Genomic DNA, 12,854 nt, shown 5'->3' with positions numbered 1-12,854 from the left:
CGCGTCCAGTAAGCGCAAACAGCTATAAAAAAATGAGTGACTATGCGACCTGCGCCGCCGCCTGGAATTCCAGCGTGGGCACCACATGGGACAGCGCGCGGTCGATGAACTCCTGCTTTTCGCCCACGGGCGCAAAGTAGTGCAGCACCTCACGCGCGGCGTCCAGCCCCTTCAGGCGCGCAATCAGCCACGCCACCAGGTACTGCGACGCCAGGCACCCGCCCGCCGTGGCCACGTTGCCACGGGCGGTGAAGGCGCGCGGCACCACGTCCACACCCGACTCCACCACCCACGGGTTGCTGGTCAGGTCTGTGCAGGCCGGCGTGCCGTTGAGCAGGCCCAGGCGGCTGAGCAAAAAAGTGCCCGAGCACTGCGCCGCCAGCAACTGGCGTTCAGGGTTCAGCGCACGCAGCTGCTCCATCAGCACCGGGGTGTTGGCCACCTCGCGCGTCTTCATGCCGCTGCCCACCAGCACCGCGTCGGCATCCGCCAACCGGCTCAGGTCTTCATGCGCGTCGATGGTGAGGCCGTTCATGGACGTGACGCGCGGCGTGGGGCTCGCAATGCGCACCTGCCAGTCTTTGTCGCCCAGTAGCGGGATGCGGCTGAGCATGCCAAACGCCACGAGTGAGTCGAGGTCGTTGAAGGCGTCGAAGGTGAGGATGGAGATGCGCATGGGCCAGTCGCGCTTGTGCCTTAAGCCGTTTCTTGCAGGGCGTCGCCCAGGGCGCTGATCAGTCGGTCGATTTCGGCCTGGGTACTGATGAAAGGCGGTGCCAGCTGGATGGTGTCGCCACCGTAGCGCACGTAGAAGCCCTTCTTCCAGCAGTTCATCGCAATCTCGTAGGGGCGCTTGGCAGGCTCGCCGGGCAGCGCTGCAATGGTGAAGCCTGCGGCCAGGCCAAAGTTGCGGATGTCAGCCACATGCTTGGCGCCCTTGAGGCTGTGCACCGCCTGCTCAAAGTACGGGGCCAGCGCCTTCACGCGGCCGATCATGTCTTCCTTTTGCAGGATGTCGAGCGCCGCAATGCCCGCTGCGCAGGCCACGGGGTGGGCCGAGTAGGTGTAGCCGTGCGGAAACTCCAGCATGTACTCAGGGCCGCCTGCGGCCATGAACGTGTCGTAGATCTCTTTGGTGGCCACCACGCCGCCCAACGGCTGCGCGCCGTTGGTGACTTGCTTCGCAAAGTTCAGGATGTCGGGCGTCACGCCAAAAGCTTCGGCACCCGTCCAGGCGCCGCTGCGGCCAAAACCGCTGATCACTTCGTCAAAAATCAGCAAAATGTTATTTTGTGTGCAGATCTCGCGCAGGCGCTGCAGGTAGCCCACGGGCGGTATCACCACACCGGCCGAGCCCGAGAAGGGCTCGACGATCACGGCGGCGATGTTCGACGCGTCGTGCAGCGCAATCACTTCCAGCAACCGGTCGGCCAGCTCCTTGCCCGTGGGCGGCATGCCCTTGTGGAACGAGCCCGCGGGCGGCTGGGTGTGGGGCAGGTGGTCGGCCTCCACGCCCTGGCCAAACAGCTTGCGGTTGGCCACGATGCCGCCCACCGAGATGCCGCCAAAGTTCACGCCGTGGTAGCCCTTTTCGCGGCCGATCAGGCGCGTCTTGGTGCCCTGGCCCTTGGCGCGCCAGTAGGCGCGGGCCATCTTGAGGGACGTATCGGCCGACTCGGAGCCCGACCCGGTGAAGAACACATAGTCCAGCCCTGCGGGCGTCAGCTCTTTGACGCGGTTGGCCAGCTCGAACGACAGCGGGTGGCCAAACTGGAAGGCGGGCGCGTAATCGAGCTTCATCGCCTGCTTGCCGATGGCCTCGGCGATCTCGCGGCGGCCATGGCCCAGGCCCGCGCACCACAGGCCCGAGAGGCCGTCAAAAATCTTGCGGCCTTCGGAGTCGGTGTAGTAGGCGCCGCTGCCCTCCACGATCATGCGCGGGTTGGCCTTGAACTGGCGGTTGCCGGTGTAGGGCATCCAGTGCGCGTCCAGCCACTCGGCATCCATGCGGGGGCCTTCGGCACCGGCGGCGGGTTTTTCGATGTTGACGAAGCTCATGGGGTTCTCCAGTGCAAAGGCGGCGAAAAAAGGCAGACAACCCCAGCGGCCTGGGGCTTGACGTTAGAACCTGTTCAAAGTCTTTTCGGGGGCGCACAAGTACCTTGCCGGGATGGGATGCAAGGCGCGGTGCGCAGTGGATAGCCCCGCTATCCACAAGCGCCGCAACGCCGCAGACCGCCCGGCAAGGCACTTGCCCGAAGGGTTGGAGTGAAATCGGGCGATTGAATGCTCCGGCTGCTTGCATGGGCACGAGCCCATGCGGCGCATCCGAAACATCCACTCATCCCGATTGCACTCCAATGCGATCCCCGAAAAGACTTTGAACAGGTTCTAAAGCATTGTTGCGCTGCCTGTTAATCTCTCCAATACTCCAATATCAATGTTTACTTGACGGTTTATGCAAGTAAAAACACCTCTGCCCCACCCTTCCCCCAAACACCGCGCCGTACTGGGCCAGCTCAGCGACATGGACCTGCGTCTTTTGCAGGTGTTCAAGGCGGTGGTGGAGTGCGGTGGCATGTCGGCCGCCGAGCTGGAGCTGAACATCGGCACCAGCACCGTGAGCCGCCACATGAAGGACCTGGAAACCCGCCTGGGCCTCACGCTGTGCCGCCGGGGCCGGGCCGGGTTTGCGCTCACGGCCGAGGGCCAGCGCGTGTACGACGAAACCCTGCGCCTGCTGTCCGCCGTGGACGGCTTCCGCAGCAGCATTGACGACATCCACCGCCGCATGGGCGGGCGGCTGGAGGTGGCCGTGTTCGACAAGACGGCCAGCAACCCGGCCGCGCACATCGGTGATGCGATTGCGCTCTTCGCCCAGCAGGCGCCCGAGGTGAGCCTGCAGATGCACGTGGCGTCCATCCCGGCCATCGAGCGCGGGCTCATCGACGGCAGCTTCCATGTGGGCATCATCCCGGCGCACCGCACGTCGCAAAGCCTGGTCTATGCCGACCTGTTCGCCGAAACCATGCTGCTGTACTGCGGCGCGCGCCACCCGCTGTTTGGCGGGGACCACGCCACGCTCACCTGGGAATCACTGCGCGCCTACCAGTTTGCGGGCCTGGGCTACCACTCCCCCAACATGGAGCTGAGCCACAGCACCCGCCTGCCGCGCAAGGCCACGGGGTTCGATCAGGAGTCGATCGCCACGCTGATCCTGTCGGGCCGCTACCTGGGTTTTTTGCCCGACCACTATGCTGAGGGTTTCGAGCGCCAGGGGCTCATGCAGGCGGTGTCGCCCGCGCAGTTCCATTACCGCTGCCAGTTTGTGAGCGTGCTGCGCAAGTCGCCCCAGCCGCCGCGTGCGGCGCAGGCGTTTGCGCAATGCCTGCTGCAGGCGCATGGTTGATCGCTCCGGCTTGCCTGCGCAGCGGTGCAGGCGGACAATTCGGGTTTTGCTGGTCTCATTAGCGTTTGGCGCTTTTTTGCGGGGCATAACCATGGCAACCATTTCTTCGATTGGCAGTTCAGGCCTGCAGGCCGCCCAGTTGCGGCTGGACGCTTCGGCCAACAACGTGGCCAACATGAACACGCCCAACTACCGCCGCCAGGTGGTGGCGCAGGAAGAGGCCGCCGACAGCGCCGGTGTGCGCGCCACGGTGCAGCGCCAGCAAGAGGCCGAGGGCGTGGCGCTGGAGAAAGAGGCGGTGGAGCAGATATCGGCCACCTACGCCTTCAAGGCCAACCTGCAGACCATCAAGACGCAGGACGAGATGATGGGTTCGCTGCTGGATGTGAAGGCCTGATTCGCAGCAAGCCTTCGTCCTGGTCCCCATGCAATGCCCTGCTGGTCGGGGCATTGTTGCTTCTGGCCTTGGCGGGCGTTCGGCGGGTCAACCGGCCGATGCCAAACTAGCCAGCCGGTGCACCAGCCAGCGCTGGAAGGCCAGCCCCGTGCTGGTGCGGCTGCGCAGAGGGATGCTGTACATGGTGGGCTCCTTCGGGTGAGGGTTCAATCAAGCGGCCTGCATCGTGGCCGGGCTGGCGGCGGTTGGGGTATTGCCACCGCTGGCATCGCGCCGCGCCACCCGGTCCCAGGCCTTTTCGTGGAAGAAGAAGGCCACGGCCTGCACCGTGGGCTCCAGCAGGCTCAGCGTGAGCGAGGCCCACAGGTTGCCCGTGACGGCATAGGCCACCATCGCTGCCACGCCGATGTGAATCAGGTAGTAGCTGCCGGTCTTCATCAGCATGGTCTTGTTGTGGCGTGCGGCGCGGCGGATGTGGGACATGGCGGACTCCTTTTTTCGACAGGCTGCAGGGGGATGTGCAGCGATGGAGAAATGGTAGTGATTCGCAATAGCAAAAGCCAATTGATCATTGCTAAGGCGGAGATAGTCGCTATCAAGCTGCAGTGATCGAGTGCCCCGCAGCGCCTATCGCAAACACAGGGCTGGTGCGTGTGAACTGGTTCACACAAAGGGGCAAAAATAGTGCGATCAGGCCCTCGCCCCCGTTGCTATGATGGCCGCTCTTTTCAACCCCTCTTTTGCTTTGGGAGCACACATGGCCCTCATGGACTTCATCAAGAAACAGTTCATTGACATCATTCAGTGGACCGAAGAGGGGGACGGCACGCTGGCCTGGCGCTTCCCCATGGCGGGCATGGAAATCCAGAACGGCGGCACGCTGGTGGTGCGCGAGTCGCAGATGGCCATCTTCGTGAACGAAGGCCAGGTGGCCGACGTGTTTGGCCCCGGCACCTACAAGCTCACCACGCAGACGCTGCCGGTGCTCACGTACCTCAAGAACTGGGACAAGCTCTTTGAGTCCCCCTTCAAGAGCGATGTGTACTTCTTCAGCACGCGCCAGCAGATCGACCAGAAATGGGGCACGCCCCAGCCCATCACGATCCGCGACAAGGACTTTGGCGCCGTGCGCCTGCGCGCGTTCGGCAACTACGCCTTCCGCATCGCCGACCCCAAGCTGTTCCACACCGAGATATCGGGCACGCGCGAGTCCTACCCCGTGGCCGACCTCGAAGGCCAGCTGCGTGGCCTGGTGTTGCAGAACATCAGCAACGCCATTGCGGGCAGCGGCCTGCCGTTCCTGGACCTGGCGGCCAACCAGGTCATGTTTGCCGATGCGCTGACCAAGGAGCTCGCGCCGATCTTTGCCAAGCTGGGCATCCTGATCGAGTCCCTCACGGTGCAGAACGTCTCGCTGCCCGAAGAGCTGCAGAAGATCCTCGACCAGAAAATCGGCATGGGCATGGTTGGCAATGACATGGCCAAGTTCATGCAGTACCAGACGGCGCAGGCCATCCCCAAGTTTGCCGAAGCCAGCGGTGGCGGTGGCGGCATTGCGGGCGACGCCATGGGCCTGGGTGCGGGCGTGGCGCTGGGCCAGGTGCTGGCGCAGAACCTGCAGCAAGGCCTGCAGGCCCCCGTGGCCCCGGCAGCAGCGCAGACTGCTGCTGCTCCGGTGGGCGTGAAGCCCGAAGAAGTGATGGCCACGCTCGAAAAGCTGGGCGACCTCAAGTCCAAGGGCATCCTTACGCAGGAAGAGTTCGACACCAAGAAGGCCGAGCTGCTCAAGAAGCTGGTCTAGAAGGTGTGCCACACCTTTTGACTCAATTGCTATCATAAATATAGCTGTCTTCGCAGGAGGGACGCGCGCAAGGGGCCTAAAAAGCTCCAAAGCCGCGTGATGCGGCGCAGGCAGAACACTCCAGACGATGGCCACCGACCCCACCCAGCGCTACTACCGCGCGCCCTGCCCCGGCTGCGGCGCGCCGGTGGAGTTCAAGAGCGCGCAGTCCACGCACGCCGTGTGTGGCTACTGCCAGAGCACGGTCGTGCGCAGTGGCGAGGTGCTCACGCGCCTGGGCAAGATGGCCGAGCTGTTCGACGACCACAGCCCGCTGCAGCTCATGGCCAGCGGGCGCATCCAGCTCGATGGCAAGGATGTGCCCTTCACCCTCATCGGCCGCCTGCAGTACAAGGGCGACGCGGGCGTGTGGACCGAATGGGCCGCCTTCCTGAACGACGGCACCCTGGCCACGCTGGGCGAGGACAACGGCGCCTACGTCTTCACCCGGCCCATCGACCCCGGCCGCGAGATGCCTGCGCCCGAGCGCTTTCGCATCGGCACCACCACGGCCATCAACGGCAAGCCCTACAGCGTGGCCTACACCGGCCAGGCGCAGCTGATCTCGGCCCAGGGCGAGTTGCCCAAACTGCCGCCGCTGGGCCAGCCCTTTGGCATGGTGGAGCTGCGGAGCAGCGACGGCGAAGTGGTCAGCATCGACTACGGCCACACCCCGCCTAATGTGGAGCGCGGCCGCGCCGTGCTGCTCGAAGACCTGCAGCTGCAGGGCCTCAAGGACGAATCGGCCAAGGACGAAAAAGGCCGCCAGTTCAACTGCCCGCACTGCGGTGCGCCGGTGGAGGTGAAGCTGGCGGGCACCAAAAGCATCACCTGCGGCTCATGCGCCAGCATCATCAGCCTGGACAGCGGCGTGGGTGGCGAACTGCGCTCGGCCGAGCAGGACGAGCCCGTGCAGCCCCTCATCCCGCTGGGCAGCAAGGGGCAGCTTCAGGGCGTGCACTGGCAGGTGGTGGGCTTTCAGCACCGCATGGGCGTGGAGCCCGGCGACGACGAACACTTTGGCTGGAGCGAGTATCTGCTGTACAACCAGAAGCGCGGTTTTGCGTTCCTGGTCGATTCCGAAGAAGGCTGGAGCATGGTGCGCCCCACCACCGGCGCGCCGCAGATGGCGGCCACGGGCCGCTCGGCCACGTACATGGGCACCAAGTACGACCTCAAGTACACCTACGAGGCCGAGACCACCTACGTGCTGGGCGAGTTCTACTGGCAGGTCACGCGCGGGCAGAAGACCACCAACCGCGACTTCGCCAGCAGCAAGGGGCTGCTGTCGATGGAGCAGAGCCCGAACGAGATCACCTGGTCTGCGGGCGACAAAATTTCCAGCGACACCGTAGCCAAGGCCTTCAAGCTCGAAGACAAGAAGGACGTGCTGCAGCGCGATGACCCGGGGCCTTTTGTAGCCAAGTCGGGCCTGGGCTGCGGCACCATCATCCTGCTCGCGGTCGTGATCCTGATCCTGCTCATCTTGCTGAGCCGCTGCTCCAGCTGCGATCCCCGGGTCGAAAACTGTTCCTCGTCCTCCAGCTACCGCAGCTCGGGGGGCTCGTATGGCGGATATTCGTCGGGCGGCAGCCACAAGTAGTGCGGCGTATCTGCTTGTCCACCGTTCACCAGCCACTGTCACTGACACCACGTTTCAAGGAGATCACACCATGATGGGATTCGAATGGCTCAAACCCGCAGCATTTCTCGGGTCCATCCTCTACGCCATCATTGGCGTCATCATCTTCTGGCTGTGTTTTGTCATCGTGGACAAGATCACGCCCTACGACCTGTGGCGCGAAATTGTCGAAAAGCAGAACCAGGCCCTGGCCCTGGTGGTGGCCGCGATGTGCCTGGGCATCAGCATCATCGTGGCGGCGGCGATTCACTGACCCCTGCCATCAGCCTGATGCAGCGCCTGCCTCTGGCGCGCGCTGGTGACCGCCTTGGAACCTGATTTGACCCCGTCCGCCTCCCCGCCCGAGGCCCTGGCCGCCCCGACCGGCCCCCGCCCCATCGAAATCGCCCTGCTCATCAGCGTCTTCGTCGTGGCCGCCTGCGGGCTGCTGTACGAGCTGGCGGCGGGTGCGCTCGCGTCGTATGTGCTGGGCGATTCGGTGCTGCAGTTCAGCACCATCATCGGCACCTACCTGTTTGCCATGGGCGTGGGCTCGTGGCTGTCGCGGTACTTTGAGCGGCAGCTGCCTGCGCATTTTTTGCGCATTGAGCTGCTGGTCGCGCTGGTCGGTGGGCTGTTGCCTGCCACGCTGTTTCTGGCCAATGCCTACACGCCAGGGGCCTTCCGGTTTCTGCTGTACGGCATGGTGCTCATGGTGGGCACGCTGGTGGGGCTGGAGATTCCGCTGGTCATGCGCATCCTCAAGCGCAACGTGGCGCTCAAGGACCTGGTCTCGCAGGTGCTCACGTTTGACTACCTGGGGGCGCTGGCGGTGTCGATGGCGTTTCCGCTGCTGCTGGTGCCGCACCTGGGGCTCATCCGCACGGGGCTGTTGTTTGGCGTGATGAACGCGGCGGTGGCGCTGTGGGCGGTGTGGCTGTTCCGGCACGAGCTGCGGCGGCTCAAGGCCCACCTGGCGGCCTGCGTGATGGTGCTGGGCATTCTGCTGGCCGCGCTGGCGGGGGCCGAGCACATCACGAGTTTTGCCGAGGACAAGTTCTACCAGGACCGCATCGTGTTCACCTCCGCATCGCCCTACCAGCGCATCGTGGTGACCCAGGGGCGCGCGGGGCATCGGCTCTACCTCAACGGCAACCTGCAGTTTTCGCAGAGCGACGAGTACCGCTACCACGAGGCCCTGGTGCACCCCGCCATGGCGGCCCACGGGGCGCCCAAGCGGGTGGCCGTGCTGGGCGGTGGCGACGGCATGGCCGTGCGCGAAGTGCTCAAGTACCCCTCGGTGGAATCCGTCACCCTGGTCGAGCTGGACCCGGCCATGACGCAGATCTTCAGCCAGAACCCCGCGCTTGCGCGCCTGAACGACCACGCGCTGCAAAACCCCAAGGTGAAGATCGTCAACACCGACGCCTTTGGCTGGCTGCAGCAAGGTGCGGACACTTTTGATGTGATCGTGGTGGACTTTCCGGACCCCACCAACTTCTCGATCGGCAAGCTCTACACCAACAGCTTCTATGCGCTGCTGGACAAGCGCCTGGCGGCCAGCGGCTATGCCGTGGTGCAGACCACCTCGCCGCTGGTGGCGCGCCAGAGCTTCTGGACGGTGGTGCAGACCATGGAATCCGTGGGCCTGCAAACCGCGCCGTACCACGCCCATGTGCCCAGCTTTGGCGAATGGGGCTATGTGGTGGCCAGCCGCCGGCCCTGGCGCATGCCCGAGGCCCTGCCGGACGGCCTGCGGTTTCTGAGCCGGCCGTCGCTGCCGCTGCTGTTCGACTTCCCGCTGGACATGGCGCGGGTGCCCGCCGAGGTGAACCGCCTGTCCAACCAGGCCCTGGTGCACACCTACGAGCGCGAATGGGGCAAGGTGGTGGCCCACTGACGCGTTGGCGCCCCCTGATCTCTGCCGCCCGGCGGCCCGGTGGGGCGGGGAGTCCCGAAGGCGCCGGGGCGTGACAATGGGATACAAATGATGGCAACCACCGGGTTGCCATGGGCGAACTTCATGCTGGACTCCTTTCTTCTCTCCAACGCGCCGGCCTACCCCTTGCTGTGGGCGCAGCACGACCCGTGGCTGGTGGCGCTGTCGGTGCTGATGGCGGTGCTGGCCTCGGTGCTGGCGCTGCAGATGGCGGCCCTGGCCCGGCGGGCAGACACCGGCTTCATGCGCCAGATGGCCCGGGGCTCGGGCGCGCTGGCGCTGGGCGGCGGCATCTGGGCCATGCACTTCATCGGCATGCTGGCGTTTGCCGTGTGCGCGCGCGGGCAGTTCGATGCTGTGACCACGGTGGTGTCCATGCTGCCCAGCGTGCTGGCGTCGTGGATCGCGCTGGGGCTGTTGATGCGCCGCACGGTGGGCCGCATGGCCCTGGTGGTGGGCGGTGTGCTGGTGGGCGCGGGCATTGGCGCCATGCACTACATCGGCATGGCGGCATCGCAGTGGGCCAGCGTGATGCGCTACGACCCCTGGGGGTTTGTGGCCTCGGTGCTGGTGGCGGTGCTGCTGGCCATTGTGGCGCTGTGGGTGCGCTTCGGGCTGGAGCGTGTGGTGCAGTGGCGTGCCTTGTACCTGAATGGCGCGGCCGGGGCGGTGATGGGCCTGGCGATTGCGGGCATGCACTACACGGGCATGGCGGCGCTCAGGTTCACCGATGCACCCGACGAACTGGAGCTGCTGGCTGCCGCCGAAAGCACCTCGCTCGCCGTGGCCGTGGCGGTGGTGGCCGTGGCCATCGGCCTGCTGGTGGTGGCCATCAACGCTGGCCTGCGCTACCGGCAGATGTTCATGAAGGTGCGCCAGAGCGAGTCGCGGCTGCGCGCGATTGCCGAAACCACGGTGGATGGCATCGTGATGATCGACGCCCGGGGTGTGGTGCAGTCGTTCAACGCAGCGGCCGAGCGCATCCTGGGCTGGTCTGCCGCCGAGGTGCTGGGGCAGAACCTGTCCATGCTCATGCCCGAGCCCGACCGTTCGCGGCACGACGGCTACCTGCAGCGCTACCTGGCCGGGCAGGGCAGCGGGGTGGTGGGGGGCAGCAGCCGCGAGGTGCTGGCCCTGCGGCGCGACGGCAGCACGGTGCCCATCCGCATTTCGGTGGGGCGTGTGCAGCTCGATGGCGACCCGGTGTTTGTGGGTTTCATCGGCGACCTGAGCCAGCACCGCGCGATGGAGCAGGAGCTGCGCGACAGCGAGCAGCGCCTGCGTTCGCTGATGGGCAACATCCCGGGCGTGAGCTTTCGCTGCCGCCATGACGCGGACTGGACCATGCTGTTCGTCAGCGACGCCGTGACGGCGCTCACGGGCTGGACGCCGCAGGACTTTTTGGAAGGCCGCATCAACTTCACGCAGCTCACGGTGCCCGACGAGGTGCCGCGCCTGTGGAACGAGGTCTCGGCCGCCATTGCGCTGCGCCGCCCCTACCATGTGGAGTTTGGCCTGGTGGACCGCCAGGGCCGCATGCGCTGGGTGTCCGAAAGCGGGCGCCCCGTGGTGGGCCCGGACGGTGAGGTGCAGTGGATCGACGGCGTCATCATGGACATGACGGTCTTCAAGGAACGCAACGCCGAGTTCGAGAGCACCGTGCGCGCCATCGACCGCGCACTGGCTGTGGCCGAGTTCGACCTGCAGGGCCATGTGATCACCGCCAACGCCAACTTCCGCGAGCTGATGGACTACCGGCTCGACGAAATCGTGGGCCAGCACCACCGCATGTTCTGCGAGCCCGCCTATGCGCAGAGCGATGCCTACGCCGCGTTCTGGCAACAACTGCGCGATGGCAAGCTGGAAGGCGGCGAATATCAGCGCCTGGGCAAGGGCGGGCGGCGCATCTGGATCCAGGCCACCTACAACCCCATCTTCGACGCGCAGGGCCGGCCGTTCAAGGTCGTCAAATTTGCCACCGACCTGAGCCAGCGCCGCGCGATGGAGCAGGAGCTGCGCGCCGCCAAGGACCGCGCCGAGCAGGCCGCTGCGGCGCGCAGCACCTTCCTGGCCAATATGAGCCACGAGATCCGCACGCCCATGAACGCCATCATCGGTTTCACCGAGGCCCTGCTCGACACCCCCATGGACGCGCAGCAGCGCCGCCACCTGGGCACCGTGCAGCACTCGGCGCGCTCCATGCTGCGCCTGCTCAACGACATCCTGGACACGGCCAAGCTCGAAAAAGGTGCGGTCGAGCTGGAGATCGCCGACTTCTCCCTGCCCGAGGTGTGCGACCAGATCCTGGCCTCGCTGCGCATCCACGCCGCCAAGAAGCGGCTGGAGCTGCAATGCATCACCACCGAACAGGTGCCGCCCTACCTGCGCGGCGACGCGCTGCGGCTGCAGCAGGTGCTGCTTAACCTGCTGGGCAATGCGCTCAAGTTCACCCAGCGCGGCCATGTGCTGCTGCGCCTGGATTACCGGGACGGCACCTTGGTGATGGAGGTGGAAGACACCGGCATCGGCATCGCTGCCCAGCACCTGGACCGCATCTTCGACCCCTTCGCGCAGGCCGATGCGTCCACTACCCGGCAGTTTGGCGGCACGGGCCTGGGCACCACCATCTCGCGCCAGCTGGTCGAGCTGATGGGCGGCAGCATCAGCGTGCGCAGCACCCTGGGCGTGGGTACCACCTTCACCGTGTGCCTGCCGCTGCCCCTGGGCCAGGCCACCGAGGCCGTGGCCACCCCCGGCCATGCCGTGAAGCTGCCGCCGCTGCGCATCCTGGCGGTGGACGACGTGCCCGCCAACATCGAGCTGCTGCAGATCCACCTGGACAAGGGCCGCCACCAGACCACCATCGCCCGCGACGGTGAAGAGGCCGTGGCGGCCTTCCAGTCAGGCCGCTTTGACCTGGTGCTGATGGACCTGCAGATGCCCGGTTTGGACGGCCTGGAGGCCACGCGCCGCATGCGCGCGTTTGAGCAGGAACAGCGCCGCAAACCCGTGCCTGTGATCGCGCTGTCGGCCAGCGTGCTGGAGCAGGACCGGCGCAACGCGCGCGCTGCGGGCATGGACGGTTTTGCCAGCAAACCCCTGGAGCCCGCCCGCCTGTTCCGCGAGATCGCCCGCGTGCTCAAGCTGCAGCCCGAGCCCGCCACATCGGGCTGGGGCGCGCTGACGGCCGCGTCCTCGCTGGCCAGCCTGGCCCCCGTGCCGGTGCCCACGGCGCATGCGCACACCGCCATCGACTGGGAGCGCGGCACCCGCCTGTGGGGCCAGCGCGCGCTGCTGCGCGACGCGATTGCGCGGTTTGTGGGCGAATACGACACCGCACCCGCCGCGCTGCAGGCTTTGGTGGCCCAGCACGACATGGACGGCGCCCGCGCCCTGGCCCATCGCCTGCGCGGCGCGGCGGGCAACCTGGCGCTGGCGCCCGTGCAGACGCTGGCCCAGCGCATCGAAGAAGCGGCCCATGCGCTGGACCGCACCGCCCTGGGCTCTCTGGTGGCCGCGCTGCCCGCCGCCCTGCAAGCCGTGCAGCAGGCCCTGGCGCAGGAGCTGGACGCCGCCGCCGCCCCGGCCCCCGGTGTGGGCCAGCACGCGCCGCTGGCGCCCGCGCCGCGTGCCCTGGCTCTGAGACAC

Annotated in this window: 10 protein-coding genes; 7 read left to right on the top strand and 3 right to left on the bottom strand. The window is 66.2% G+C overall.

Features of this window, described 5'->3' with window-relative positions; translation table 11 throughout:
• Nucleotides 1-40: 40 nt before the first annotated feature.
• Nucleotides 41-676 (bottom strand): DJ-1/PfpI family protein, encoded by a 636-nt coding sequence (locus tag AC07Z7_RS00050; RefSeq protein ID WP_494764890.1) that lies wholly within the window; start codon nt 674-676, stop codon nt 41-43.
• Nucleotides 677-696: 20 nt separating this feature from the next.
• A complete protein-coding gene (gene aptA, locus AC07Z7_RS00045; protein WP_252657964.1) occupies nt 697-2,058 on the bottom strand; it encodes an omega-aminotransferase AptA in 1,362 nt (453 codons plus the stop codon).
• Nucleotides 2,059-2,458: 400 nt separating this feature from the next.
• Between aptA and AC07Z7_RS00040 the strand changes: the two genes are divergently transcribed.
• Both AC07Z7_RS00040 and AC07Z7_RS00035 read left to right on the top strand, forming a co-directional pair.
• Entirely contained in the window at nt 2,459-3,409 is a 951-nt protein-coding gene (locus AC07Z7_RS00040; protein WP_494764889.1) for a LysR family transcriptional regulator, read from the top strand.
• Nucleotides 3,410-3,500: 91 nt separating this feature from the next.
• Nucleotides 3,501-3,806 carry a flagellar basal body rod protein FlgC gene (locus AC07Z7_RS00035; RefSeq protein ID WP_494764888.1) on the top strand — a complete coding sequence of 102 codons (306 nt, stop codon included), beginning with the start codon at nt 3,501-3,503 and terminating at the stop codon, nt 3,804-3,806.
• 210 nt (nt 3,807-4,016) lie between these two features.
• On the opposite strand, the gene AC07Z7_RS00030 is transcribed toward AC07Z7_RS00035, so the two are convergent.
• Complete coding sequence (locus AC07Z7_RS00030) at nt 4,017-4,289, bottom strand: DUF2061 domain-containing protein (RefSeq protein WP_494764887.1); 273 nt, start codon at nt 4,287-4,289, stop codon at nt 4,017-4,019.
• Nucleotides 4,290-4,563: 274 nt separating this feature from the next.
• Between AC07Z7_RS00030 and AC07Z7_RS00025 the strand changes: the two genes are divergently transcribed.
• The 5 genes from AC07Z7_RS00025 to AC07Z7_RS00005 all read left to right on the top strand — a co-directional run.
• Nucleotides 4,564-5,607 carry an SPFH domain-containing protein gene (locus AC07Z7_RS00025; protein ID WP_094289764.1) on the top strand — a complete coding sequence of 348 codons (1,044 nt, stop codon included), beginning with the start codon at nt 4,564-4,566 and terminating at the stop codon, nt 5,605-5,607.
• 127 nt (nt 5,608-5,734) lie between these two features.
• A complete protein-coding gene (locus tag AC07Z7_RS00020; protein ID WP_494764886.1) occupies nt 5,735-7,249 on the top strand; it encodes a DUF4178 domain-containing protein in 1,515 nt (504 codons plus the stop codon).
• A 73-nt stretch (nt 7,250-7,322) separates the two neighbouring features.
• Nucleotides 7,323-7,541 carry a DUF350 domain-containing protein gene (locus tag AC07Z7_RS00015; protein WP_199865996.1) on the top strand — a complete coding sequence of 73 codons (219 nt, stop codon included), beginning with the start codon at nt 7,323-7,325 and terminating at the stop codon, nt 7,539-7,541.
• A 66-nt stretch (nt 7,542-7,607) separates the two neighbouring features.
• Nucleotides 7,608-9,167, top strand: coding sequence for a polyamine aminopropyltransferase (locus tag AC07Z7_RS00010; protein WP_494764885.1), 1,560 nt, complete (start codon nt 7,608-7,610; stop codon nt 9,165-9,167).
• Nucleotides 9,168-9,254: 87 nt separating this feature from the next.
• On the top strand, nt 9,255-12,854 hold a 3,600-nt coding region (locus AC07Z7_RS00005), incomplete at its 3' end, for a PAS domain S-box protein (protein ID WP_494764884.1).

The sequence above is a fragment of the Acidovorax sp. GW101-11A03 genome, assembly GCF_059424825.1.
The sequence above is the reverse complement of the archived record's forward strand: the minus strand, read 5'-3'. Positions and strand labels throughout refer to the sequence as shown.

Excerpts from the sequence above, each read along its gene's own strand:
- AC07Z7_RS00025 (WP_094289764.1), top strand. The coding sequence starts at position 4,564 with ATGGCCCTCATGGACTTCATCAAGAAACAGTTCATTGACATCATTCAG.
- aptA (WP_252657964.1), bottom strand. The coding sequence starts at position 2,058 with ATGAGCTTCGTCAACATCGAAAAACCCGCCGCCGGTGCCGAAGGCCCC.
- AC07Z7_RS00050 (WP_494764890.1), bottom strand. The coding sequence starts at position 676 with ATGCGCATCTCCATCCTCACCTTCGACGCCTTCAACGACCTCGACTCA.
- AC07Z7_RS00040 (WP_494764889.1), top strand. The coding sequence starts at position 2,459 with ATGCAAGTAAAAACACCTCTGCCCCACCCTTCCCCCAAACACCGCGCC.
- AC07Z7_RS00020 (WP_494764886.1), top strand. The coding sequence starts at position 5,735 with ATGGCCACCGACCCCACCCAGCGCTACTACCGCGCGCCCTGCCCCGGC.
- AC07Z7_RS00015 (WP_199865996.1), top strand. The coding sequence starts at position 7,323 with ATGGGATTCGAATGGCTCAAACCCGCAGCATTTCTCGGGTCCATCCTC.
- AC07Z7_RS00030 (WP_494764887.1), bottom strand. The coding sequence starts at position 4,289 with ATGTCCCACATCCGCCGCGCCGCACGCCACAACAAGACCATGCTGATG.
- AC07Z7_RS00035 (WP_494764888.1), top strand. The coding sequence starts at position 3,501 with ATGGCAACCATTTCTTCGATTGGCAGTTCAGGCCTGCAGGCCGCCCAG.